Below are 24,478 nucleotides of genomic sequence, written 5' to 3'. Positions count from 1 at the left end.
CAAATGGGTCGGGTTCGGTGGTTCAGGGGGTCGGGTCGTCCCGAATCGGAGGGGGACGTTCGCCCGCGTTCGCCAGGGTGGCGATCACATGCCGCGCGAAGGCTTCGGAGTCGGCGGTGACGGCGACCTTGACGGGACGGCCGTCGCCTCGCACGACCCGTCCCTGGCTCGGGCCGCCGGTGACGATCGAGGTCGTGATCGTCTCGAAGCGGCAGATCTCCGCGCCGCCGAGATGCGAGGCGGTCAGCGTGTCCCAGCAGCAGTACGGCAGGCCCGTGCACTCCCATGTGCCGAACGTCATCGCCCACAGGGTGGCCACGAGCGTCGCGGCGCCGGACGACCCGGCCGCGCGGGTCAGGTCGGCGACGAGTTCGCTCGTGACCGGCACGTGGTCGGTGGCGTCCAGCGGGTAGAGCGTCAGCGGCAGGCCGCTACGCCACACCCGGCCGGCCGCTTCGGGATCCCAGAACAGGTTCCATTCCGCGCTGCCGTCGTACCCGGGCCGGTCGACGTTCCCGTCGACGTCGATCGCACCCCCCATGATCACGACTTCGCGGATGCCGCCCTCGATCTCCGGGTGCTCGTCCAGGCCGCGGGCGAGGTTGGTCAGCGGGCCGGTGCAGACGACGGTCACCGGCTCGGACGCGGCCAGCACCTTCCGGACCAGATCCTTGTGCGCCGGGAGGGAGGGGCGCCCGCCCCGCGCGGGGGCGGGCCGGGTGTTGAGGATCGGCAGTTGGTCGACGCGAAGGCAGTCGACCCGCCACGCCATGGGGAAGGGGTTCCTCCCCTCGATGATCCCGGGGGCGGGACGAAGGTCGTTCCGGCCGGCGAGCCGCGACATCTTCGCGGTGACGGACAGCGCGGGTTCGAGCAGGCAGTCCGCGGGCGTGACCGCGACGCCGATGAGGTTCACGTGGTCGTAGCTCAGCAGAAGGCACAGCGCGGCGAGGTCGTCGAGCCCGCCGTCGTGATCGAGATAGACGAGGGTCACGGTCGTCCTTCGGTGGTCGAGGGGCGAAGGAAGCGGTCCAGCACGTTTCTGGTGATCATGGCCACGGTGTTGTCACCGTGGTTCCATGTCACGCTGGCGGTCCAGGTGACGGACCCGACGGAGAAGACCGCGCCGCCACCGGGCAGGCGGCGCAGGACCATGTCGGCGCGGACCGCGTCGCGCGCGCCCGCCTCCTCCGATTCGGCGGCCTCCAGGAACAGCGGCGGGTGGCGGCCCGCCGAGGTGGCGAGGCGCGCCGTGTCGGGATGCCGCGGGTCGGGACGGAAACTGTCGATCTCGTCGCCGGCCGCGCCGTCCAGCGCATGGCCGAACTCGCCGAAGACCTGGTCGGGGACTCCGGCGAAGACGAAGGCGTGGTCCGGATGGTCGGCGTCGGGCAGCCGCCGGTACCCGCTCGCACGCGGCCAACCCTGGGCCGCGTACGCGACGCCGAGAAGATCCTGTGGCGGCCTTCCGCGCAGGGACCAGAGGCCGCCGGGCCGTCCGTTCGTCGTCATGGTGGCCTCGTCCTCCGGGACGGTCCACCAGCCGCCGTCGCCGCGGCGCCGTACCTCGATGCGATGCGGAGCGTCCGCCGACCGCGCCACGACCCAGTAGAAGCCGTTGCCGCCGAGGTACATCAGGCGACCACCGGTCCGGGTGAACGTGGTGACCGCGTCGTGGATCTCCTCGCTGATGTACTCGGGATGGCTGCCGGTGATGAGGACGCGGTAGCGCGACAGCAGCCCGGGCCCCTCGTCGTGCAGCTGCTCGTCGGAGGTGACGTCGATCGGGTGGCCGGTGCGCCGCAGCCAGCGCAGGAACCTCAGGTCCGCCGGGTAGTGCCGGTACGTTCCGGTCAGCCACCAGCGGTAGTCCGGATCGATGGAGAGGACCGGCCTGAGCCGCGAACTGTAGACGGCCGGTGTTCCGTCGGCGCGGCGGTCGTAGAGCGAGACGCCCAGCCGCTCGGCGTCGTTGAGGTGGGCGTTGACCTCGTCCAGGACGATCGGCCGGTCGCTGACGGCGCGGTAGTCGCCGAAGAACACCTGCTCGGAGCGCTGACGGTGGTTGGCGTAGGCGAGGTAGGTGAAGGTGGGGAGGAGCAGGAGCGCCCGAGGCTCCCGCTCGCCGGGACCGGTGCCGGACGCCCGCCGCCGGTCCCTGGCCGGGCCGACGATCAACGGCAGGTCGACCCGACCGTTCGCCGTGGTGACGCGGACGCCGAGAACTCCGCTGCGCCGCCGTGCGCTCACGCGGACCTCCGCGATCAGCGGCCAGCGGGCGTCGTCGAGGTCGTCGGAGCTCAGGTGGATCGCGGCCCCGGCTCGTCCGCCGTGCCCTCGGAGGCCGTCGGTCGGACGGTTGACGATCGACAGCCGGAGCGCCGCGGTCGTTGCGGCGAACGCGGTGGCGGCGAAGTCCCATCCGGCGACGAGCGACGGATCGGCGGCGTACCGGTGGCCGAGGCCGGGACCCGGCTCGCCACGGGCGCACCCTTCGGCCTCCTCCCGCCGGAGTTCCCGGCCGAGGATCACCAGGTCCTCTATCCGCGCGTTGAGAGTGTCGGAGGGGATGTCGCTCGTCGTTCGGGCGCCGATGGTGGCATGCCACCGAGTTCCGGACGCGCTTCCGCCCCGCCCCGTGTCGGGGTCGTCCGCGTGTGCCCGCAGGGTGAGACCGGTGCCGTCCGTCCGCAGTAGCTCGGCGCCGCGGGCGGTCCGGATGAAACTCATCAGGTACCAGGTGCCTGGATCGAGCCGGATCCCGGTCTCGGTACGGCGTCCGGCGTGGTCGATGACGATGTCCCCCGCGGCGTCCACAGACCAGCGGGTCCGAACGAGCATCGGGTCGTCGTGGCGGACGAGTTCGGCGAGGGTCTGCCTGCGGCCGGGCACGGTGTTCTCCGTCCGCAGCCACATCATGAGGCAGACGCTTTCGCCGGTCTGCTTCCACGTGCCGGTCCGCAGGTACGAGCCGGCGGGCGGCACGGCCTCGGTGACCGTCCGGGCACGCGGACGCACGTCGGCCTGGACGCGAGGTCTGTCCGGCTCGTCCAGCGCGATCACCTCCACCGTGACGGGCAGGGTGGTGCGTTCGGCGGGAAGCCGATCGACCGGCAGGGCCGCGTGCACGCCGACCGGTTCTCCAGGTCGGACCGTCCACGTCGACAGGTAGCCCGCCACCCGTCCTCCGATTTCGGTCGTCATACGTCGATCACTCCCCGGCGGTAGGGGACGCCGTCCGCGGCGGGCATCCTGAGCCGGCGTGCGGAGACCACCAGGACGACGAGGGTGACCGCGTACGGCGTCGCGTACACCAGCTGCGGCGGCACGTGGTGGACGAGACCGAACCACCCGATCGCGGCGGCGCCCGCGAGGAGCGAGACCACCGAGGCCCGGCGCCGCCGACGCAGCAGGACGACGCCGATGACGAGGAAGGCGAGACCGGCGCAGAGGACGAGCCCGCGGACGGCCCCCGACTGGCGCAGTTGCAGCGCGTCGGAGTACCCGAACAGCAGCGACCCGGCCGCGGTGCCCCCGGGCCGCCAGTTGCCGAAGATCATGGCGGCCAGGCCGATGTAGCCCCGTCCGGCGGTCTGCCCCTCCCGGTACAGGCCGCTGGCGACCGTCACCAGGAAGGCGCCGCCGAGTCCCGCCAGCGCGCCGGAGACGACGACGGCGACGTACTTGGTGCGGTAGACGGCGACGCCGAGGCTGTCGGCCGCGCCGGGGTTCTCGCCGATGAACCGCAGCCGCAGCCCGAACGGCGTCCGCCAGAGGATCAACCAGCTCAGCACGAACAGGACGGCGGCCAGCAGGGTGAACCAGGAGATCTCGGCGAGCAGGCCGCGCAGCAGTCCGGCCGCGTCGGACAGGACGAACCAGTCGCGGCGCTCGACCGCGCCGAGCAGGTCGGGACTGCGCCGGTCGCCGATGTGCCCGCCCGCCAGTACGGGAACCGTGAACGTGCCGATCGTTCCGCGGATCGGCGGCGACTGTGTCGCTCCGGCCTGGGGCAGCCCCTCCCAGTTGATCGTGGAGAGGTAGCGGACGAGACCGGGTGTCAGCAGGTTGATGGCGACACCGGAGATCACCTGGTCGACGCCGAAGGTCACCGTGGCGACGGCGTGCAGGAGTCCGCCGAGGGCTCCGCCGACGGCTCCGGCGAGGACGGCCGGCCACACGCCGTGAGTGGCACCGACCCACGCGGCGCTCCACGTGCCGAGGATCATCATGCCTTCCAGGCCGAGGTTGGTGACGCCGGCGCGTTCGCTCCACAGCGCGCCGAGGGCGGCGAGCCCGATCGGGACGGCCAGCCGCAGCGCCGCCCCGATGAGGCCCGATCCGGTCAGCGCCGGAACGCCCGCGAACCGGTGGGCGGTGGCGGCGATGAGCAGCCCGACGGCCATCGCGGCGAACACGCGCGGGCGCGGGACGAGACGGCCGAGTGCGGCGGCGCGCCGGTGAAGAAGGTCCGTCCCGCGGACGATGGCCGTCACAGCGCGACCTCCCGCTCGGTCCGGCGCGCGGGGGCCTCGCGCCGGACACGGACCGCCCGCGCGGTCTGCCGCGCCGTGAACCGTTTGACCAGCTCGTAGGCGATCACCACGGACAGCACGATGACTCCCTGCATGATGGTGACGATCTCCTTGGGGATGCCTTCCAGGTCGAGGATCTGCGCGCTGCGTTCCAGGAAGCCGAAGAGCAGCGCCGCCGCCGCGATGCCGGCGGGTTGGTTGCGTCCGAGCAGGGCGACGGCGATCCCGGTGAACCCGATGCCGGCCGGGAAGTCGAGCCCGTAGTTGTGGGATTGGCCGAGCAGGAACGGCAGGCCGGCGAGACCGGCCAGACCGCCGGACAGCAGCAGGGTGAGGACGGTCATGCGGCGCGGGTCGATGCCGTTCGCGGTCGCCGCGTCCGCGTTCAGGCCGGACGCCCGGACCTGGTACCCGTACCAGGTCCGCGTCAGCAGGTAGTGCACGCCGATCCCGATGGCGACCGCGACGGCGAGGAACCCCCACAGCGCGACGGTCGGGGCCAGGCGCAGCCCGAACGCCGCGAGGACCGGGTTCAGGGACGGCATCCGGCCGCTCTCGGGCAGCGTCCGCGTCGCGGTGCCGGTACCCGCCGCCGCGAGGTGCTCGGCGAGCAGATACGCGGCGAGGGCCGTCGCGATGTAGTTCAGCATCAGCGTCGAGATGACCTCGTTGACGCCCCGGGTGACCTTGAGCCACGCGGCCAGGCCGGCCCACGCGGCACCGGCCGCGACGGCCGTCGCCACGATGACGGCGACGTGCAGCGGGCCCGGAAGGTGGATCACGGCGCCCACCGCCGCGCCGGACAGCGCGCCGAGGCGGTACTGGCCCTCGACGCCGATGTTGAAGAGCTTCATGCGAAAGCCGACGGCGACGGCGAGCCCGGCGAGGAAGTACGGGACCGCCCGGTTGACGGCGGAGACGATCGACTCGGGGGTCCGCGCGTAGTCGGCCATGACCGTGAACGTGTGCCAGGGCGAGTGTCCCGACGCGGCGAGAACGAACGCCGCGACGAGAACCGCCAGCAGCGCCGCCGACACCGGCGCGGCGGCTCCGAGCGCCGCGCGCTGCGCCAAGGCCCTCATCGCCCGGCCCCTTCCACGCGTCCCGGATCCGCGTCGTCGCGGCCGGTCATCAGCGCGCCCAGGCGGCGCGGGGTGAGATGACCCGCCGGGATCGGGCCGGTGACGCGACCGGAGAACGCCACGTAGACGGTGTCGGAGAGCGCGATGAGCTCGTCCAGGTCGGCCGAGACCAACAGGACGGCCAGCCCGTTGTCCCGCGCTTCGCGAAGGTGCCGCCACAGCTGTGCCTGGGCGCCGACGTCGACGCCGCGGGTGGGGTGGGCGGCCAGCAGAACCTTCGGGCGCGTGGACATCTCGCGCCCGAACACGAACTTCTGCTGGTTTCCCCCTGAGAGGGCGTACGCGGGTGTGCCCGCGCCTGGCGCCTTGACCCCGTACTCGCGGATCACCTCGGTGGTGGCGTTCTTCACCGCCCGCCGGTCGATGCGCCAGGGACGCAGGCTCCCGCGCAGCCGCTCGTTGCCGAGCAACAGGTTCTCCCACAGCGCCGCGCGCAGGAGCATGCCGTGCCGGTGCCGGTCCGCCGCGATCGACGCCAGGCCGAGCCGGCGCCGCTCGGCGGCGCCGAGCGGCGTCAGTTCACGGTCGCCGAGATCGATCGTGCCCGCCCGGACCGGCAGGAGGCCGAGGACGGCGTCGAGCACCTCGTTCTGCCCGTTGCCCTCGATACCGGCAAGACCCACGATCTCGCCCGCGTGCACCGTCAGTGACACGTCCTCGATCGGCGGCCGGTCGGGGACGGCGGCGGCGACCCCGCGCAGGCTCAGCACGACCTCATCGCGCGGTGCGGCGGCCCGGGACGGGACGTCCGGCAGCCGCCCACCGACCATCATCTCGGCGAGGCCGTCCTTGGTGGCGTCCGCGCGGTCGACGGTGCCGGCGACGCGTCCGGCGCGCATGACGGTGATCCGGTCGGCGGCGGCCAGCACCTCGTCCAGCTTGTGGGAGATGAACAGCACGGAGATGCCCCGCGTGCGGAGGCTGCGCAGGCTGTCGAGCAGTCGGTCGACCTCCGCCGGAACGAGCACGGCGGTCGGCTCGTCCAGGATGATCACCCGGGCGTCCCGGTACAGCACCTTGATGATCTCCACGCGCTGCCGCTCGCCGACCGACAGGTCGCCCACGGTGCGGTCCGGGTCGACGGAAAGGCCGTACGAGCCGCCGATCTCCGCGATCCGGGTCCGCGCGGACGGCCCGTCCAGCAGCCCCCGGCGCCGGGTCTCGGCGCCGATGACGACGTTCTCCCAGACCGGCAGGTTGTCGGCCAGCATGAAGTGCTGGTGGACCAGCCCGATGCCGGCCGCGATCGCGGCGCGGGGCGTGGCGAAACGGGCCTCCCGCCCGGCCACCCGCAGCGTCCCCTGGTCGGGCCGGTCCTCCCCGTAGAGGATCTTCATCAGCGTGGACTTGCCGGCACCGTTCTCCCCGACGATCGCGTGGATCTCCCCCGGCCGGACCGCCAGGGACACATCGTCGTTGGCCAGCACACCCGGGTAGCGCTTGCTGATGCGCACGGCCTCCAGCACCGGGGTCGCGTCGCCCGTCATGGCTTGGTGGGCACGGTGATCTGCCCGGCGATGATCTGCTTCTTCAGCGCCTCCAGCCGGGGCGCGATGTCCGTGACGAACCCGCCGCTGGTCGTGTAGCCGACGCCGCCCTGGGCCAGCCCGAACCGGACGCTGCCGGACTGCGGCCGTCCGTCCGCGAAGTTCTTCACGAACGACGAGACGGCGACGTCCAGGTTCTTCGTCGCGCTGGTCAGCACGTGGGGTCGCGCCGCGGGTTCGACGGTCCGGTACTGGTCGCCGTCGACGCCGATGGCCCATTTGCCCGCGGCGACCGCCGCCTGGAAGACGCCGCTCCCCGATGCGCCGCTGGCGTGGTAGACGATGTCCGCGCCGCCGTCGTACATGCCCTTGGCGGCCTCCCGCGCCTTGTCCGGAGACGAGAAACCGGAGAAGTCCGGCGGCTGGGTCAGGTATTTCACGTCGATCCTGATGTTCGGCCTGACCTTCCGCGCCCCGGCGGCGTAGCCCGCCTCGAACTTCTCCTGCGGCGGCGTCTGCACCCCGGCGACCAGGCCGATGCGGCCGGTCTTCGACTTCAGCGCGGCGGCGGCGCCGACCAGGTAGGAGGCCTGCTCCTCGGAGAAGACGAGGCCGGTGACGTTCGGGGCCTTGACCGTGTCGTCGTCGATGATGGCGAACCGGGTCTTCGGGTAGGCGCCCGCGAGCTTGCGGACCGGATCCTCGAACAGGAACCCGACACAGATGATCGGGTTGTAGCCGGTGTCGGCGAGCAGCCGGAGCAGCTCCTCACGGTCGCTTCCGCCCGAGTTCGGGCTGAGCTCCTTCGCGGTGATGCCGAGGTCCCGCTTCACCGCGTCGACGCCCGCCGCGACGCCGTCGTTGAACGACTTGTCGCCGCGTCCGCCGATGTCGTACACGACGCCGAGCTTCACCGCCGTGTTCGCGCGGCCGCCCTTCGCGGACGCCGCGCCGCCGGAACCACCGCACCCGGCGAGCAACGCCGTCGTGAGCAGGCCCGCGGCGACCGCCGCTCCCGCCGCTCGAAATCTGCGCATGGGGACCTCCTGGGTTCTTCGGGGTCGGCCACGGCCGAGACGGCTCGGGGGCGACCGGTCGGTGCACCGTAACCCACAGGACTGATAAGTGGCAAGCACTTGTCTGTTAAGTATCTGAGCTGCGATGATCCGGTCATGCGAACAGAAACGCCGGATCGATCCCCCGTACCGCCCGACTGGATCCGGGCCCTGCCGAAGGTGCTGCTGCACGACCATCTGGACGGCGGCGTGCGGCCCGCGACGGTCATCGACCTCGCGGCCGAAGCCGGCGTCGCCCTGCCGGTGCGCGGCCCCCGGCTGCTCGCCGAGTGGTTCGCCGACAACGCGAACTCCGGGAGTCTGGCGTCCTATCTCCGCGGGTTCCGCTACACGTACGGGCTGATGCGGACCGCCGCCGCGGTGGAGCGCGTCGCCCACGAGGCCGTGGAGGATCTGGCCGCCGACGGCGTGGCCTACGCGGAACTGCGCATCGCGCCGCAGCTCCACACGACGGCCGGGCTGACCATGCTCGGCACCCTCAAGGCCGCCGCGGCGGGGCTGCGAGCGGGGGCGATCAGCGTCAAGGCGGCCGGAGGCGACACCGACGTCCGCCTGATCGCGTGCGTCGAGCGGGACCTGCCGATCGACGACTCGGCGATGGACGCCTTCATCACCGCGTGGGAGCAGGGCCTGATCGTCGGCGTCGACCTCGTCGGGCCCGAGCTCGGCCATCCGGCCGCGGCGCACGCGGAGCAGTTCGAACGCGCGTACCGGGCGGGGGTGCCGGCGACGATCCACGCGGGCGAGGCGGACGGCACCGTATCGATCCGGCAGGCGATCGAACTGCTCCATGCCCGGCGCATCGGACACGGCGTCTCACTCGGCGGCGAAGTGCCCGAAGACGCCCCACCGGCGAGCGGTTCGGTCGGGGAACTCGTGCGCGACCGGGGCATCACTGTCGAGTGCTGCCCGACGTCCAACGTGCACACGGGCGGGGCGGCGTCCGTCGGCGAACATCCCATCCTCCGGATGGCGCGCTGCGGGATACGCGCGACGGTCAACACCGACAACCGGCTCATGAGCCGGACCAGCGTGAGCCAGGAGACGGCCCTGCTCGCCACCGCGCTGGGCGCCGGGCCCGACGAGATCCGCGCCTTTCATGTAAGGGCCGCGGAGGCGGCCTTCCTCCCCTCCGACGAACGTCGGCGACTGACCGCGCGGATCGTCCAGTTCAACAACGGAAAGGACGTCACGCAGCCGTAAATTCACGGAAGGGCATGGCCACGGCCACCGCCGTGAGCACGGGGTGGGCGCCGGGATCGTCCGGAGGCCCAACGTTCGCGGGGCGTCGGTCCTTTATGCCCGGCTCGGCACCGATGGTGAGCCTCTCCGGCGTCTGGTCGGGCGACGCGGCCGGGGCCGCCGCCCAGCTGAACGAGCTGGTGACCGCCGTCGGAGCGCAACCCACGACGCGGCGCGAGAAGCAGATGCCCTACCGCGACGCGATGATGGAATGGTACGGCTGCGCCGACCACACCGTGCCGCAGTGCCACCGGTCGGGTTCCGGCAAAGACCTCCTTCCCCGGGACGCCTTTTCCTGGCCCGAGCGCGCATGTACGACACCCAGCAGTCCGCCTCCGCCGTCGACACGGTCTTGGAGGCGTTCGACGCGGACCGGCGTGCGGGGCACACCCGTGTGCTGTAGGTACGGCTGTCACTACCGCCCTCTGGCGAGCCTGCCGTAATGACGCGCCCGGGTGCCGCGCGATGAGATCGAAAGCATGATCATTCATCGTTTCGCGGTCCCGCGCGCCGTCCTGGCGGTCGCCGCGTTCGGCCTCGCGGGGGTCGTCGGCTGGACGACCACCGCCGTGGCGGCGCCGTCTACCGCGCCGTCCCAAGCGTCGGCGTCCGGTGGCCTCGCGCGGTTCGTCGACCAGCGCGTCGACTGGGGCGCCTGCCCGGAGGACGCCGCCGACCTGAGGGAGGCGGGCGCGCAGTGCGCGGATCTGACCGTCCCGCTCGACTACGCCGCCCCGAACGGCACCACGATCAAGATCGCCGTCTCGCGGATCAAGGCGAAGGACCGGGCGCACCGGCGCGGCATCCTGCTGTCCAACCCGGGCGGGCCCGGCGGGTCCGGCCTGGAGTACACGGCCGCGCTGCGGCCCGCGATGAAGGACGTGGCCGCTCGGTACGACCTGATCGGCTTCGACCCGCGCTTCGTCGGCCGCAGCAACCCGATCTACTGCGGCACGTCCCCGCAGGCGCGGTCGACCCACTCGCGCCGCGAGGCGTTCGAGGCGTCCGTCCGGGGCGCGCGGGAGACCGCGCGGCGGTGCTTCGAGTACGGGAACAACGCCGCGCTGCTGCCGCACGCGTCCAGCCGTAACCTCGCCCGCGACATGGACCTGATCCGCGCCGTCCTCGGTGAACGCAAGCTGTCCTACTACGGCATCTCCTACGGCGGGGATCTGGGCGCGGTCTACACGCAGATGTTCCCGAACCGCGTCGACCGCGTCGTGATCGACAGCGTCACCGACCCGGCGAAGACGCAGTACGAGAACTTCCAGGCCGCGGGCCCGGCGCAGGAGCGGGGCCTGGACGAATGGGCCGTCTGGACGTCCCGGCGCGCCGCCGAGTACCGCCTCGGGACGACACCCCGCCAGGTCAGGAAGAGCGTGGAACGGATGACCGCCCGCGTGGACCGGGGCCCGATCCGGCTCAGCGGACATTCCGTGGACGCCAGCATCCTCGGCCTCCTGCTGCGCCAGTTCGTCGGCAACGAGGAGGACAATGAGCTTCTCGCGAAGTCCGTGCGCAACTTCGTCGACGCGTCCGAGGGACGTCAGGTCGAGGCCAACCCAGGCCTGAAGAACTGGCTCGACCTGTTCAGCGAGCCGAACCCGGCACTGGACAACCTCTTCAACAGCGGAAACGCGTACCTGTGCGGGGACGGCGGTTGGCCCGCCGGTGGCTGGCCGTCCGACCCCGAGCAGTACTGGCGGAACATCCAGCGCGCCCGGCACACGCAGCCGGTGTTCGCGCCGGTGGCCAACGCCATTTTCCCGTGCCCGTTCTGGAAGACCCCGCCGCGCGAGCCGGGCGTCGCGATCGACAACAAGGTTCCGGTTCTCATCTTGCAGGCCAGGCGGGACAACAACGTCCCCTATCCGGGCGCCGTCGCACTGCACCGCAAGCTCAAGGGCTCGCGCCTGATCTCGGCCGACATCCGCTCGCACGGCGTGTACGCCCGCGGAATCGACGGGCTGACATCCGTGCCCTGCGCGGACGACGCCGTCAACGCCTACCTGCGCACCGGCGCCCTGCCCGCCGCCGACATCGACTGCCCACAGCCCCGGGGGACCCAATGACCAGGCGTACCGCCGCCGCGGTGACCGCGTGCGCGCTACTGGCGGCCCTGCTGCCATCGGCCACCGCCGCCGCCCAACCGCATCGCGACTCACTCCAGGGCGACGTCGACGCGATCCGGGCGACCGGCGCGACGGGCGTGCTCGCCGAGGTGCGGACGTCCTCCGGCGGGCACGCCGCCCGCGCCGGTGTCGCCGACCTGCGGACGGGCCGGCCCGTACCGTGGAACTCCTATTTCCGCATCGGCAGCGACACCAAGACGTACACGTCGGTGGTCGCACTCCAACTGGTCGGCGAGGGAAAGCTCCAGTTGACCGACACCGTCGAGAAGTGGCTGCCAGGTCTCGTCCGAGGCAAGGGGAACGACGGCCGGAAAATCACCGTCAAGAACCTGCTCCGCCACACCAGCGGACTGAACGACTATGTGGCCGTCGAACTCGGCGACGGCAGCGACTGGACGCCGGAGAAGTACAGGGAGAACCGTTTCCGCGTCTCCACCCCGCAGGAGAAGGTGGCGACGGCGATGACGCGGCCACCGCAGTGGGTGCCGAACACGTCCAACCCGGCCGAGGAGACCCGCTGGGGCTACTCCAACACCAACTATGTGCTGGCCGGACTGATCATCGAGAAGGTCACCGGACGATCCTGGGAGCAACAGGTCCACGAGCGGATCATCGAGCCGCTCGGGCTGCGGCACACGATCACGCCCGGCACGTCGGCGTACGTCCCGCAGCCGAGCGCGACCGCCTACACGCGGTTCCCAGGGCGCAAGGACCTCACCGACACGTCGATCAACGTCGGGGCCGGTCCCGAGGGCGGGATCATCGGCACCCCGCACGACCACGCGACGTTCCTGCGCGCCCTGCTGGGCGGACGGCTGCTACGCCCGGCGCAACTCGCGCAGATGAAGCAGACCGTCCCGGTGGACGACTGGATCCCCGCGGACGGCGTCAGGTACGGCCTCGGCCTCGCCTGGCGACCCGTCCGAAACTGCACGGGCGGGGTCTGGTTCCACGGCGGCACCTCCTACGGCGTCATCTCCGAGTCCGGTGCGAGCGCCGACGGTCGTCGCGCCGCGAGCGTCGCCGTGTCCACGTTCCGCCCCGGCGACCCCGCACAGGACGCCCAGGACAAGGCGTCACTCCGCCTGGTCGACAAGGCGGTCTGCGGCACCGGCTAGCCGTCCAGGACCCCCGTCCGTGGCGGGCGCCGCCGGTGGTGGCGCCCGCCGCCTCGTGTCGGCCCGGGGAGGCCGGACCCGGCGTCCCGGGCCGGGTGTGGTCTCCGACACAGTGGAGGAAATCCGGGCGGCGCATTCCTACGCGGTGACCGAAGTCACAACCAGTTCTCATATGTACCGTGACAACTGAGAATGCACGGAGCTTCTTTTCAGGCGCCGGAGACGATTCAACGGGCGCGCCCTGTGCTTCTCGGGGAAAGTCTTCGACTGGTACATGAAGAGGTGGCCATGACGGCGGAAAGTGTAGCGACCGCCCCGGTCTCGCCCCTGGGCGAGGTCAGGTATATACAGACGGGTTCCTTCCGCACCGCCTATTACCAGGGTGGGCAGGGGCAGGGACGGCCGATCGTCCTCGTTCATGGCGGCGGAGCCGGCGCGGACAGCCGGTCGAACTGGTACGGCTGTTTTGAACTGTTCGCGGCGGCGGCCGAAACCTACGCGATGGACATGGTCGGCTTCGGGTTCTCCGACGCCCCCGACCCCGACGGGTTCGACTACACGCAGGACGCGAGGAACCGGCAGCTCATCGCGTTCATCGAGGGCCTGGGGCTGGGGCCCTGCGTCCTGGTGGGCAACTCGATGGGCGGCGCGACCTCGCTCGGCGTCGCCATGACGCGGCCCGACCTGGTGGCCGGTCTGGTGCTGATGGGCAGCGGCGGCCTCACCACCCACATCTCCCCGGAACTCGGCCCGGTGGTGCACTACGACTTCACCGTCGACGGGATGCGGGCGATCATCGACGTCCTCTCCAACCCCGAATTCGTCGCGCCGGAAGAGCAGGTCCGCTACCGGTACGAGCTTTCGGTCAAGCCGGACGTGAAAGCGGCCTACAAGGCCACCATGGGATGGGTCGCGAAGAACGGCCTGCAGTATCCGCCGGAGGATATCGCGAAGGTCCGGACGCGGACGCTCGTCGTCAACGGGAAACAGGATCTCGTCGTTCCGATCGAGCAGGCGTACCGGTTCCTGGAGTTGCTGGAGAACTCCACCGGCTACCTGATCCCGAACTGCCGGCACTGGGCGATGATCGAATATCCGGAGATCTTCGCCCGCGAGGTACTCGACTTCATCGCGGACGGAGAGAACTGACCATGGACATCCAGCAACTGGGCTACACCGGCCTCAACTCGACCGACCCCGCCGCCTTCAGCGCGTACGCGACGGACGTCCTCGGCCTGGCGGAGGTGCGTTCGGACACCGGCAGGACCGGCTTCCGGATGGACTCCTTCGAGCAGCGCATCATCATCGAGCCGTCCGACGTCGACGGCGGCGCCTACTACGGCTGGCAGCTCGGGACGAGCGACGAACTACGCGCCGCCGCCGACCGGGTGCAGGCGTCCGGCGTGGAGGTGACCGCCGCCACCGCGGAGGAACTCGAAGTCCGCCGCGTGCGGGAGATGGTGCACTTCCTCGACCCGGCCGGCCACCGGGTGGAGCTGTACACCGGGCCGTCCGTCACCTCGGAGGAGTTCACCTCGCCGCGCGGGCTCGGCGGATTCGTCGCCGACGACCTCGGCTTCGGGCACGTCGTCCTCACCACCCGCGAGCTGGAGAAGACCCAGCGGTTCTACCAGGACGTCCTGGGGTTCCGCCTCAGCGACTACATGATCGACTCGCCGTTCAGCGCGTCGTTCATGCACATCAACGGCCGGCACCACAGCCTCGCGCTGGTGGACGGCTCGTTCTTCGACATCCCGAACGTCCTGCACCACTTCATGGTCGAGGTGACCGACCCGGACGAGGTCGGCCTCTCCTGGGATCTCGTCCAGGAGAAGGACGTGCCGGTCACCATGTCGATCGGCAAGCACACCAACGACGACATGTTCTCCTTCTACGTCGAGTCGCCGGTCGGCGTGCACACCGAGTTCGGCTACGGCGGCCGAGTCATCGACGACGCCACCTGGGAGGTCTGCCGGCTCCCCGGCCCGGACGTCTGGGGCCACAAGCACTGACCCGCCCTGGCAGAGCACCCCGGCCAGGCCGCAGGGCATCACGCGCGTTCCATCCACGAGGAGCTTTCATGACCACGCAGGACATCCGTACCGACACCACCGGACCCGACTCGGGACGGCCCCGCAACGCGCCGCTCACCGGCGCCGAGTACATCGAGTCGCTCCGTGACTCGCGGGAGATCTACATCTACGGCGAGAAGGTCGAGGACGTCACCGTCCACCCGGCGTTCCGCAACTCGATCCGCAGCGTCGCGCGACTGTACGACGCGCTGCACGACCCCGAGCACAAGGACGTGCTGACCACCGAGACCGACACCGGATCGGGCGGCTACACGCACAAGTTCTTCCGCAGCAGCCGCAGCCGCCAGGAGCTGGTCGAGGCCCGGGACGCCATCAGGGCGTGGAGCAGGATGAGCTACGGCTACATGGGCCGTACCCCCGACTTCAAGGCGACGTTCCTCGGCACGCTCGGCGACTTCCCCGACTTCTACGGCGACTACGCCGACAACGCCCGCGCCTGGTACCGGGAGGCGCAGGAGCGGATGTGGTTCTTCAACCACGCGATCGTCAACCCGCCGGTGGACCGTGACAAGCCGGTCGAGTCCAACGACGTGTTCGTGCGCGTCGTGCGGGAGACCGACGCGGGCATCGTCGTCAACGGCGCCAAGATGGTCGCCACCGGCAGCGTGCTGAGCAACTACACCTTCGTGGCGTCCTTCCAGCCGGTCGCGAAGGAGGAGTACGCGGTCGCGTTCTTCGCCGACATGGGCGCCCCGGGGGTGAAGGCGTTCTCCCGTCCCTCGTACGAGATGGCGGCGGCGACCACCGGCGCGCCGTTCGACTACCCGCTGTCGAGCCGCTTCGACGAGAACGACGCGATCATCGTCTTCGACGATGTGCTGATCCCCTGGGAGAACGTGCTCGTCTACCGCGACATCGAGCGGTCCAACTCCTTCCTTCCCGCGACCGGCTACCCCGAGCGGGCGCTGCTGCACGGCAACACCAGGCTCGCCACCAAGCTCGACTTCATCGCCGGGCTCGTGCTGATGGCCACCGAGTCGGCCGGCACCGGCTCCTTCCGCGGCGTCCAGGCCAACATCGGCGAGATCCTCGCCTGGCGGCAGCTGCTGTGGTCCATCAGCGAGGCGCTCGTCCAGGACCCGCACGTCACCCCGGGCGGCGCCTACCTGCCGAACACGGGCACCGGTGCGATGGCCCGGGTCATCGACACCACCGTGATGCCGCGGGTGAAGGAGATCGTCCAGCAGATCGTGGCCGGCGGGATGATCGTCCAGCCGTCCAGCGCGCTCGACTTCCACAGCCCGGAGATCCGCCCCTACCTGGACCGGTACTTCCGCGGCTCCGCCGGCTACGACGCCGAGCGCCGCAACAAGGTCATCAAGCTGCTGTGGGACGCCCTCGGCAGCGAGTTCGGCGGCCGGCACGACCTGTACGAGCGGAACTACTCGGGCAACCACGAGGGCATCCGCATCGACATGCTGCGCTTCACCGGCATGAGCGGCGTCGCCGACGACCTGAAGGGGCTCGTGGAGCAGTGCATGAGCGACTACGACCTGGACGGCTGGACCGGTGACACATGGCTCCAGAACGGCGACGTCACCGTCAACGGGCGGCACTGACCGGCGAGGGGGAAGAGCCCATGACCGAGCAGCTCACGACCACGCCCATCGAACCCCGGGCCTTCCGCGAGACGCTGGGGTCGTACCCGACGGGTGTGGTGGTCGTCACCGGCCTGGACGGCGAGGGCGTGCCGCGGGGCTTCGCCGTGGGCTCCTTCACCTCGGTGTCCCTGGACCCGCCGCTGGTCGGATTCATGATCACCCGCGGGTCGGGCAGCTTCCAGCGGATGCGGACCGGCGGCTCGTTCTGCGTGAACGTGCTGGCGGCCGACCAGGAGGACGTGTGCCGGCACTTCGCGTCCGGGATCATCGACAAGTTCGCCCGGACCGCGTGGCGGCCGGCACCGTCCGGGGCCCCGATCCTGGACGGCGTCGTCTCCTGGGTCGACTGCTCCTACGAGAGCATCAGCGAGGGCGGCGACCATCTGATCGTGCTGGGCCGGGTCACCGGCCTCGCGGTGGAGCGCCGGACCCAGCCGCTGCTCTTCTACCGGGGCGGTTACGGGCACTTCAACCCCCTGCCGCCGGGCGAGGAGGGCCGCGACGCGTCGAAATCCCCTGGTCAGAGCGCATAACGTCGGGAGGGGAGGAGGGTGAGGTGAACCTGAACCTCGACGACGCGGTCCAGGACCTGGCGGCCGCGCTCGGCCGGCCGGTGATCGTCCTCGGCACCGGTATGAAGGTGATCGCCTACAGCATGCACGACTCGGACGCCGACCGGTCCCGGCTCGCCCTGGTCATCGCCCGCAGCGACACCTGGGACCTGGCCGCCGCCGGCGCGGCGCACGACCGGCACGGCCCGCACGCCGTCCTCCTCCCGGCCGAGGGCCCGCTGGACGCGCGGGTCGTCATCCGCCTGCACTACGAGGGACGGCAGGTCGGCCACCTCCTCTATTTCCCGGACGAGTCCGCCGGGGACTCCCCGCTGACCGCGCGGGCACGGGATGAGGTGGAGCGCGCGGCCTCGGTGATCGGGGAGCTGCTGGCGCTGCGGCTGCTGGACGCCAAACTCCACGAGGACCGCGCGCACCGCCTGCTCGGCTGGCTGCTCCGGGAGGACGGCACCGAACATGACCGGCGCCGGGCCTCGGCGGAGCTGATCGCCGAGGGCCTGATCGAGGAGTCCGGCGAGTACCGGGTGCTGGTCCTGCGCGCTCCGGACCCCCACCCGCTCTCGATGACCAGGCTGGCGGTCGACAAGACCATGGGGTTCATCGAGCGCTGGACCACGGTGAAGGTGCCGGGAACGATCGTCGGGGACGAAGGAGTGCTGCTCTTCCCGCGCCGGATCGACCCCGGCCGGCTCGACCGGGTGATGAGCACCCCGGGTCTGGAGGTGATCAGGGCGGGTGTCGGGGGCGGGCGGTCCACGCTGGAACTGGCCGTGGAGTCCTTTCTGGAGGCCAGGCTCGCGTGGCGGGCGGGGCTGCTGAGCCCGGAGAGCTATGGCCGCGCCGCCTTCTGGGACGACATGGGCGTGGACAAGCTGCTGACGCGGCTGCCGATCGAGTCGCTCGTCCCGAACGATCTCCCGCGCGGCGTGCAGCGGCTGCTGGCGGCGTCCAACAGCGCCCTGCTCGCCGAGACGCTGGAGAGCTATCTGGCCTGCTCGGGCGACATGACACTGACCGCGTCCCGGCTCGCCATCCACCGCAGCACGCTGTACTACCGCCTGGACCGCATCCGGGAGATCGTCGACTGCGACCTCTCGGACGGCAACGTCCGCCGCGACCTGCACACCGGACTGCGCATCGCCAGGATGGCGGGCCATCTACCCACATCTTTAGGATGAATGTGAGACGATCGTCGGCAATCTGAAACAGTTAGATCAGATTTCCGGGAGGCATCGTGAAACCGCGGTCCTTGGTGTTCGACCTCTTCGGCGACTACCTGCGCTACCGGGACGGAGAGGTGCGGCTGCGCGGGCTGGTGGCGTTGATGGAGTGTTTCGGCGTGCCGGAGTCCACGACCCGGGTGGTGGCGACCCGGATGCGCAAGGAAGGTTGGCTGGACGCCCGGCGCGAGGGCAGGGAGACCGTCTACGCCCTGACCGACGCCGCCTGGCGGCTGCTCGACGAGGGCAGGGAACGGATCTTCGTTCGCGAGCGCGGACCGTGGGACGGCAACTGGCACATGGTCGTCTACTCGGTCCCCGAGGCCGACCGGGCGCTGCGTGAGCGGCTGCGCAAACGGCTGTCCTGGCTGGGGTTCGGCCCGCTGGCGTCGGCGGTGTGGATCAGCCCGCACGACCGGTCCGACCAGGTGCGGGAGGGTCTGGACGGCTCGTCCTCGATCCGCCTCGACGTCCTACGCGCCCGCTCGGAGGGTGCCGCGGCCGACCGCGACATGGCGTCCAGGGCCTGGGACCTGGACGCGCTCGACGCCGACTACGGGGAACTCCTCGGCCGGTACCGACCGAGGATCGCCCGGTACCGCGCCGACGACCTACGCGGCGCCGAGGCGCTCGTCGAGCGGACACGCCTCACGCAGGACTACCGCCAGTTCCCCTTCCGGGACCCGGACCTGCCGCCCGAACTGCTGCCCGAAGGCTGGCGTGGCCGCGCCGCGCACGAGGTGTTCCTGGAGGCCCACGGCCTGCTGCGAGCCGAGGCACAGGCCCATGTCGACCACCTGCTGACCTGAGCCAACCTGTTTCAGAATCTAGACGGCCGCATTTTGAATGTCATATATTTGCGTGCGACGAAGGAGGACACCATGCGCATCGCGGTAGTCGGCGGCGGTCCGGGCGGCCTGTTCTTCGCCGCCCTGATCCGGCAGGCCGACCCGGCGGCCGAAGTGACGGTCTTCGAGCGCAACCGCGCCGACGACGCGTTCGGCTTCGGGGTCGTCTTCTCCGACCGCACGCTCGCCGGCATCCATGCGGCCGACCCCGTCCTGCGGGAGGCCCTCGACGAGCACGGCCGCCACTGGCAGGACATCGAGGTGCGGCTCAAGGGCGAGCGCATCCGCTGCGGCGGCAACGGCATGGCCGCGATCTCGCGCCGCACCCTCCTCGCCCTCCTCCAGGAACGCGCCCGCGACATGGGCGCCGACCTGCGGTTCAGCGCCGAGGCCGACCTGTCCGACCTGGACGGCTACGACCTGGTCGTCGCCGCGGACGGAGCCTCCTCGCGCATCCGCGTCCACCTGGCCGACCGGCTGGAACCGTCGGTCGAGACGGCGACGGCCAAGTTCATCTGGTTCGGCACCGACTACACGTTCGACGGGCTGACGTTCGTCCACGAACGCGGTCCCCACGGCGTGTTCGCCGTCCACGGCTACCCCATCAGCCCGAACGTGAGCACGTTCATCGTCGAGACCGACGAGAAGTCCTGGCGCGCGGCGGGCCTCGACCGGTTCGACGTCACCCGGCCACCGGGCCCCAGCGACATGATCAGCAAGGAGTATCTGGAGGACCTGTTCGCCGAGCAGATCGACGGACGGCGGCTGCTGGTCAACAACTCCCGCTGGAGCAACTTCCGAACCCGCCGGGCCCGCCGGTGGCACGTGACCGACCCGCGTCCCGTGGTACTCCTCGGCGACGCCGCGCACACCGCGCACTTCTCCGTGGGCTCCGGCACGAAGATGGCCATGGAGGACGCGGTCGCCCTGTCCGCCGCGCTGGCCCGGCACGGCGACGACCTCCCGGCCGCGCTAGCCGCGTACGAGGCCGCCGCACGTCCGTCGGTGGAGGCGATCCAGAACGCCGCCGGCCCGAGCCTGGGCTGGTGGGAGCACTTCGGGCGCTACCACGACGCGTTCGAGCCGTGGCAGTTCGCGTACCACTTCCTGTCCCGCAGCATCACCGACGCACGACTGGCCCGCCGCGCCCCGGACTTCGTAAAGGCCAGCCACGAGCACTGGCGAGCCGCCCACGGCACCGAGCCACTGGACACCCCGCTGAACGTGGCGGGCCGCCCGCTGCCCAGCCGCACCCTCCTGGTCGAACCCACCGGCGCCACCGCCGTCGCCCGCACCCCAATCGGCGATGACACTCTCCTCCTATCCCCGACCCCGGCCACGGGACGCTGGGGCGCCTGGATCACAGCCCCGCACCACGAGTCCGCCCTGCCCGATGCCCGCGAGACGATGTCGACGCTGGTCAAGGCCGGTCCGGCACTGGTGGCGGTGCACGGCGGCACCCCCTACACCCGCACCCTTCTGACCGAACAGGCCAGGCTCCACCACGACCTGCCCGCACTCCTCGTCGACAACGACATGAACCGCGACCGCGCGATCACCGCCGTCCTCTCAGGCCGAACCGACCTGGTCGGCGCCAACGCCGCCACGCTCTCGTCCTGGCGGGAGACCTCATGACGGAGATGGTGGTGCGTGGGGGATCGGCGTTGGGGGTGGGCATGATGTTCGACCCGCGCGGGGTCGCTGTGGTTGGTGTGTCCCGCGATCCGGGGAAGTTGGGTGCGGCGCTGGCCCGATCGGTGGGTGGGTTCCCCGGTCATGTGGCGCTGGTGAATGCGCGCCGTCCCGATCCTCGGGCCGGGATTCACGCGTCGATCGGTGACGCCGCCGTGCATGGCCCGATCGATCTCGCCTTGATCTGTCTTCCGGCGCCCGTGTGCGCCGCGGCCGTTGCCGAGGCCGCGCAGGCCGGAGCGCGCGCCGCCGTCGTCTATGGCGGAGGGTTCGCCGAGGCGGGCTCGGAAGGGCGACGACACCAGAACGAACTGGAGGCCGTGGCCGCGCGCACCGGAATCCGGCTGCTCGGGCCGAACACGTCCGGTTTCCTCCGGCCGGGGCGTGGGCTGACCGCGAGTTTCGTCCCCGGTGCGGCGGACGTGCCGTCCGGCCGGATCGCCGTCGTCGCGGCCAGCGGCGGTGTCAACCACGCGCTGGCCTTCGCCCTCGCCGAGGCCGGGCACGGTGTCAGCCTCGCGGTCGGGCTCGGTAACGGCGCCGACGTCACGGCCGAGGACGTCCTCGACGTGCTGGCGGACGACGAGGAGACCACCGCCGTCGCGCTGCACATCGAGTCGGTCGCCGACGGCAGGCGGCTGGCGAACACGGTCGCGCGGCTGACCCGGACCCGCCCGGTCGTCGCGCTGGTCGTCGGCCGGAGCGACATCGGGGCGTTCGCGGCATCGCACACCGGCGCCCTCGCGACGTCCTGGCGCACCACCCGGGCCGCGCTCGCGCAGGCCGGGGCTGTCGTCGTCGACGACGAGAGAGAACTGGTCGACGCGGTCGGCGCGCTGTCGCTCGTCCGGCTGCGTCCGAAGGTCGCCCCGGGGGTCGGTGTGGTCACTGGCCAGGCCGGTCCGGCCTTGCTGTTGCTCGACGAGCTGCGTGGACGCGACGCTCGCGTTCCCGAACTGGGGGATGAAGCGCGGCGCACCCTGTCCATGCTTCTTCCACCGCTGACCTACCAGAACAATCCCGTCGACACCGGACGTCCCGGCCCTGGCTTCGCGGACGTCCTCACCACGGTGGCTGCGGACCCCGGCATCGATGTCCTGGCCGGTTACGCCCTGCACGAGCCGGATGCGTTCGACCTGGTCGGAGCCATCGACAAGGCCGCGGACAGGCTCTCGGGCACGCCCCTCCTCTTCGGGCTGGGCGGCGCGGGCGACGGCGTGCGGCACACCCGCCGCGCCCTGCTCGACCGCGGGGTGCCGGTCGCCGCCGAGCCGCACGGCCTCGCGGCCATGACCCGCGCCCTGCTCGCCGACGCCCGTGCCCGCCATCGCGGAGACACCTCGACGGCGCCCGTCCCGACCGCCGTCCCGGATCTGGGCTCCGGCCCCTGGGACGAGCACCAGGCCAAGGGCGTCCTCCGCGCGCTGGGCGTGCCGACGATGCCCGGGCGGGCCTGCGCCGACCGCGCCGACGCCCACCGGGCGCTCGCCGAACTGCCCGGCCCGGTCGCGGTCAAGCTGCTGGACGCCGCCGTCCTTCACAAAACCGAGATCGGCGGGGTCAGGCTCGGCGTGCGCACACCCGCCGACCTCGACGAGGCCCTCGACGCCCTGGAGGCGGCGGGCGCCCGGCGCTTCCTCGTGGAGTCGATGGCGCCGCCGGGCGTCGACCTGGTGGTCGGCGCCCGCCGTGACCCCGTGTTCGGTCCCGTCGTGCTGGCCGGGCTGGGCGGCACGACCGCCGAGGCACTGGCCGACGTGTCCATCCGCCTCGCGCCGCTCAGCGCGGACGAGGCCGCCGCCATGCCCGACGAGCTGGCCGGACGGGCACTCCTCGACGGCTGGCGCGGCGGTCCGGCGCTCGACCGCGCCGCGCTGGCGGAGGTGGTCACGGCCCTCGGCGGTCTGCTGGCCGCCGACCCGCGGATCGCCGAGATCGAGATCAACCCGCTGCGGCTGACCGCCGGCGGCCTGGTGGCCCTGGACGCCGTCTGCGCGGCGGCCGACCTGGAGGTGAGTGATGACCACGCCCATCAGTGAAGGGACCGTTCCATGGCCCGAGGCCGACGCCGAGCGCTTCGTCGCGGCCGGCTACTGGGCCGGGCGCCCGCTGGGTGACCTGCTGCGCGCGGCGGCCGACCGCACCCCCACCGCCGTCGCGCTGGTCGACGGCCCGCTGCGACTGACCTTCGCCGACCTGGCCGACCGCGCCGACGCGGCGGCGGGACGCCTCCTCGACCTCGGACTCGCGCCGGGGGACCGGATCGTCCTCCAACTCCCCAACGGCTGGGAGTTCGCCGTGCTGACCTGGGCGTGCCTGCGCGCGGGCATCGTGCCCGTCATGGCGCTGCCCGCGCACCGCGCCACCGAGCTGGGGTACCTGGCGGAGCATTCCGAAGCAGTGGCGATCGCCGTCCCCGACCGCCTCCGCGGGTTCGACCACCAGGCACTGGCCCACGACCTCGGGCTCCGGCACGTCCTCGTCGCGGGCGACGACATCGCGTCCGCGAGCACGGACCTTCGTCGGCTCTGCGCCCCCGGTGACGACCCCGCCGCCGACCGGGCCCGCCACGACGCCGCACCGCCCGGCAGCCGTGACATCGCGCTGTTCCTGCTGTCCGGCGGCACCACCGGGCTGCCGAAGCTGATCGCCCGCACGCACGACGACTACGCCTACAACGCGCTGGCCAGCGCCGAGGTGAGCGGCGTGGACGACGGCAGCGTGTACCTGGTGAGCCTGCCCGCGTCCCACAACTTCCCGCTGGCCTGCCCCGGGATCCTCGGCACGCTGCTGTCCGGCGGCCGGGTCGTGATGCTGCCGTCCCCGGAGCCGGCCCGCGCCTTCGCGACGATCGCGGCCGAGGGCGTGACGCACACGGCGGTCGTGCCCGCCGTCGCGGGACGCTGGCTGGAGCACGCGGCCGAGCACGGCGCCGCCGACCTCGCCACGCTCCGCGTCCTCCAGGTCGGGGGCGCGCGGCTGCCCGACGAGCTGGCACGACGCGTCCGGCCGGTCCTCGGCGCCCGGCTCCAGCAGGTGTTCGGGATGGCGGAGGGCCTGCTGAACTACACCCGCCTGGACGATCCAGAGGACGTCATCTGCACCACCCAAGGCCGCCCGCTGTGCCCCGACGACGAGATCCGCCTGGTGGACGAGGCCGACGAGGACGTCCCGCCCGGGGAGCCCGGCTCGCTGCTGACCCGCGGCCCGTACACGCCGCGCGGCTACTACCGCGCGCCCGAGCACAACGCGCGGTCGTTCACCCCGGACGGCTGGTACCGCAGCGGCGACATCTGCCGCCTCACCCCGGAGGGCAACCTCATCGTCGAGGGACGCGACAAGGACATGATCAACCGCGGTGGCGAGAAGATCTCCGCCGAGGAGGTGGAGAACCTCGTCTACCGGCTGCCCCAGGTCAGCCAGGTCGCCGCCGTGGCCATGCCCGACCCGGACCTGGGCGAACGTCTGTGCGTCTACGTCGTCCCGAAGCCGGACTCCACGGTGACCCTGGACGGCATCCGCGCCGGCATGGACGCGGCCGGGGTCGCGCGCTTCAAACTGCCCGAACGGCTCGTCGTGGTCGACGAACTCCCCACCACCAAGGTCGGCAAGATCGACAAGAAGGCCCTCCGCGCCGCCCTCACCGCGTGAGCACGAGGTGCGCGAATCGTTCCACAAATGAGCAGAGCCGACGTGATCAGCGAAAATGCGTTTCCGGGG

18 protein-coding genes are annotated in these 24,478 nt (G+C 71.5%); 12 read left to right on the top strand and 6 right to left on the bottom strand.

All coding sequences use genetic code 11. The features are described 5' to 3' along the window. Window positions 1-22: 22 nt before the first annotated feature. Genes BZB76_RS00940 through BZB76_RS00915 form a run of 6 tightly spaced genes read right to left on the bottom strand, consistent with a single transcriptional unit; the run spans window position 23 to window position 8,201 of the window. Complete coding sequence (locus BZB76_RS00940) at window positions 23-994, bottom strand: nucleoside hydrolase (protein ID WP_121432387.1); 972 nt, start codon at window positions 992-994, stop codon at window positions 23-25. After that, a complete protein-coding gene (locus BZB76_RS00935; protein WP_121432386.1) occupies window positions 991-3,204 on the bottom strand; it encodes a N,N-dimethylformamidase beta subunit family domain-containing protein in 2,214 nt (737 codons plus the stop codon). Before BZB76_RS00935 ends, BZB76_RS00940 begins: the two co-directional genes overlap by 4 nt. Further along, window positions 3,201-4,496 carry an ABC transporter permease gene (locus tag BZB76_RS00930; protein WP_246006686.1) on the bottom strand — a complete coding sequence of 432 codons (1,296 nt, stop codon included), beginning with the start codon at window positions 4,494-4,496 and terminating at the stop codon, window positions 3,201-3,203. Before BZB76_RS00930 ends, BZB76_RS00935 begins: the two co-directional genes overlap by 4 nt. Beyond that, window positions 4,493-5,617 (bottom strand): ABC transporter permease, encoded by a 1,125-nt coding sequence (locus BZB76_RS00925; protein ID WP_121432385.1) that lies wholly within the window; start codon window positions 5,615-5,617, stop codon window positions 4,493-4,495. Before BZB76_RS00925 ends, BZB76_RS00930 begins: the two co-directional genes overlap by 4 nt. Further along, entirely contained in the window at window positions 5,614-7,164 is a 1,551-nt protein-coding gene (locus BZB76_RS00920) for an ABC transporter ATP-binding protein (protein ID WP_121432384.1), read from the bottom strand. Before BZB76_RS00920 ends, BZB76_RS00925 begins: the two co-directional genes overlap by 4 nt. Then, complete coding sequence (locus BZB76_RS00915) at window positions 7,161-8,201, bottom strand: BMP family lipoprotein (RefSeq protein ID WP_121432383.1); 1,041 nt, start codon at window positions 8,199-8,201, stop codon at window positions 7,161-7,163. The genes BZB76_RS00920 and BZB76_RS00915 overlap by 4 nt, the downstream gene beginning before the upstream one ends. 135 nt (window positions 8,202-8,336) lie before the next feature. Between BZB76_RS00915 and add the strand changes: the two genes are divergently transcribed. The 12 genes from add (at window position 8,337) to BZB76_RS00855 (ending at window position 24,409) form a co-directional block, all read left to right on the top strand. Continuing rightward, window positions 8,337-9,443 (top strand): adenosine deaminase, encoded by a 1,107-nt coding sequence (gene add / locus BZB76_RS00910; protein ID WP_121432382.1) that lies wholly within the window; start codon window positions 8,337-8,339, stop codon window positions 9,441-9,443. Window positions 9,444-9,961: 518 nt separating this feature from the next. After that, a complete protein-coding gene (locus tag BZB76_RS00905) occupies window positions 9,962-11,554 on the top strand; it encodes an alpha/beta hydrolase (protein WP_121433366.1) in 1,593 nt (530 codons plus the stop codon). Further along, complete coding sequence (locus tag BZB76_RS00900) at window positions 11,551-12,732, top strand: serine hydrolase domain-containing protein (RefSeq protein WP_121432381.1); 1,182 nt, start codon at window positions 11,551-11,553, stop codon at window positions 12,730-12,732. The genes BZB76_RS00905 and BZB76_RS00900 overlap by 4 nt, the downstream gene beginning before the upstream one ends. Before the next feature lie 288 nt (window positions 12,733-13,020). Then, window positions 13,021-13,881: an alpha/beta fold hydrolase gene (locus tag BZB76_RS00895; RefSeq protein ID WP_121432380.1), complete on the top strand. Its 861-nt coding sequence runs from the start codon at window positions 13,021-13,023 to the stop codon at window positions 13,879-13,881. Between the two features lie 2 nt (window positions 13,882-13,883). Then, window positions 13,884-14,744, top strand: a complete 861-nt coding sequence (locus BZB76_RS00890; RefSeq protein ID WP_121432379.1) for a VOC family protein — start codon at window positions 13,884-13,886, stop codon at window positions 14,742-14,744. 68 nt (window positions 14,745-14,812) lie between these two features. Beyond that, window positions 14,813-16,384, top strand: a complete 1,572-nt coding sequence (locus tag BZB76_RS00885; RefSeq protein ID WP_121432378.1) for a 4-hydroxyphenylacetate 3-hydroxylase family protein — start codon at window positions 14,813-14,815, stop codon at window positions 16,382-16,384. A 20-nt stretch (window positions 16,385-16,404) separates the two neighbouring features. Beyond that, window positions 16,405-16,959: a flavin reductase family protein gene (locus BZB76_RS00880; protein WP_121432377.1), complete on the top strand. Its 555-nt coding sequence runs from the start codon at window positions 16,405-16,407 to the stop codon at window positions 16,957-16,959. Between the two features lie 23 nt (window positions 16,960-16,982). Beyond that, the gene (locus BZB76_RS00875; RefSeq protein WP_121432376.1) at window positions 16,983-18,176 is read left to right on the top strand and encodes a PucR family transcriptional regulator; all 1,194 of its coding nucleotides are present in this window, start codon (window positions 16,983-16,985) and stop codon (window positions 18,174-18,176) included. 56 nt (window positions 18,177-18,232) lie between these two features. Further along, window positions 18,233-19,027 carry a PaaX family transcriptional regulator gene (locus tag BZB76_RS00870; RefSeq protein WP_121432375.1) on the top strand — a complete coding sequence of 265 codons (795 nt, stop codon included), beginning with the start codon at window positions 18,233-18,235 and terminating at the stop codon, window positions 19,025-19,027. Window positions 19,028-19,099: 72 nt separating this feature from the next. Next, window positions 19,100-20,701, top strand: a complete 1,602-nt coding sequence (locus BZB76_RS00865; RefSeq protein WP_121432374.1) for an FAD-dependent monooxygenase — start codon at window positions 19,100-19,102, stop codon at window positions 20,699-20,701. Beyond that, on the top strand, window positions 20,698-22,797 hold the full coding sequence (locus tag BZB76_RS00860; protein ID WP_121432373.1) for an acetate--CoA ligase family protein: 2,100 nt from the start codon (window positions 20,698-20,700) through the stop codon (window positions 22,795-22,797). The genes BZB76_RS00865 and BZB76_RS00860 overlap by 4 nt, the downstream gene beginning before the upstream one ends. Then, complete coding sequence (locus tag BZB76_RS00855; protein WP_121432372.1) at window positions 22,778-24,409, top strand: (2,3-dihydroxybenzoyl)adenylate synthase; 1,632 nt, start codon at window positions 22,778-22,780, stop codon at window positions 24,407-24,409. The genes BZB76_RS00860 and BZB76_RS00855 overlap by 20 nt, the downstream gene beginning before the upstream one ends. Window positions 24,410-24,478: the final 69 nt, after the last annotated feature.

The organism is Actinomadura pelletieri DSM 43383 (genome assembly GCF_003634705.1).
Taxonomy (GTDB): domain Bacteria; phylum Actinomycetota; class Actinomycetes; order Streptosporangiales; family Streptosporangiaceae; genus Spirillospora; species Spirillospora pelletieri.
The sequence above is the reverse complement of the archived record's forward strand: the minus strand, read 5'-3'. Positions and strand labels throughout refer to the sequence as shown.

Excerpts from the sequence above, each read along its gene's own strand:
- BZB76_RS00865 (WP_121432374.1), top strand. The coding sequence starts at position 19,100 with ATGCGCATCGCGGTAGTCGGCGGCGGTCCGGGCGGCCTGTTCTTCGCC.
- BZB76_RS00860 (WP_121432373.1), top strand. The coding sequence starts at position 20,698 with ATGACGGAGATGGTGGTGCGTGGGGGATCGGCGTTGGGGGTGGGCATG.
- BZB76_RS00925 (WP_121432385.1), bottom strand. The coding sequence starts at position 5,617 with ATGAGGGCCTTGGCGCAGCGCGCGGCGCTCGGAGCCGCCGCGCCGGTG.
- BZB76_RS00920 (WP_121432384.1), bottom strand. The coding sequence starts at position 7,164 with ATGACGGGCGACGCGACCCCGGTGCTGGAGGCCGTGCGCATCAGCAAG.
- BZB76_RS00880 (WP_121432377.1), top strand. The coding sequence starts at position 16,405 with ATGACCGAGCAGCTCACGACCACGCCCATCGAACCCCGGGCCTTCCGC.
- BZB76_RS00905 (WP_121433366.1), top strand. The coding sequence starts at position 9,962 with ATGATCATTCATCGTTTCGCGGTCCCGCGCGCCGTCCTGGCGGTCGCC.
- add (WP_121432382.1), top strand. The coding sequence starts at position 8,337 with ATGCGAACAGAAACGCCGGATCGATCCCCCGTACCGCCCGACTGGATC.
- BZB76_RS00895 (WP_121432380.1), top strand. The coding sequence starts at position 13,021 with ATGACGGCGGAAAGTGTAGCGACCGCCCCGGTCTCGCCCCTGGGCGAG.
- BZB76_RS00935 (WP_121432386.1), bottom strand. The coding sequence starts at position 3,204 with ATGACGACCGAAATCGGAGGACGGGTGGCGGGCTACCTGTCGACGTGG.
- BZB76_RS00915 (WP_121432383.1), bottom strand. The coding sequence starts at position 8,201 with ATGCGCAGATTTCGAGCGGCGGGAGCGGCGGTCGCCGCGGGCCTGCTC.
- BZB76_RS00885 (WP_121432378.1), top strand. The coding sequence starts at position 14,813 with ATGACCACGCAGGACATCCGTACCGACACCACCGGACCCGACTCGGGA.
- BZB76_RS00890 (WP_121432379.1), top strand. The coding sequence starts at position 13,884 with ATGGACATCCAGCAACTGGGCTACACCGGCCTCAACTCGACCGACCCC.
- BZB76_RS00855 (WP_121432372.1), top strand. The coding sequence starts at position 22,778 with ATGACCACGCCCATCAGTGAAGGGACCGTTCCATGGCCCGAGGCCGAC.
- BZB76_RS00900 (WP_121432381.1), top strand. The coding sequence starts at position 11,551 with ATGACCAGGCGTACCGCCGCCGCGGTGACCGCGTGCGCGCTACTGGCG.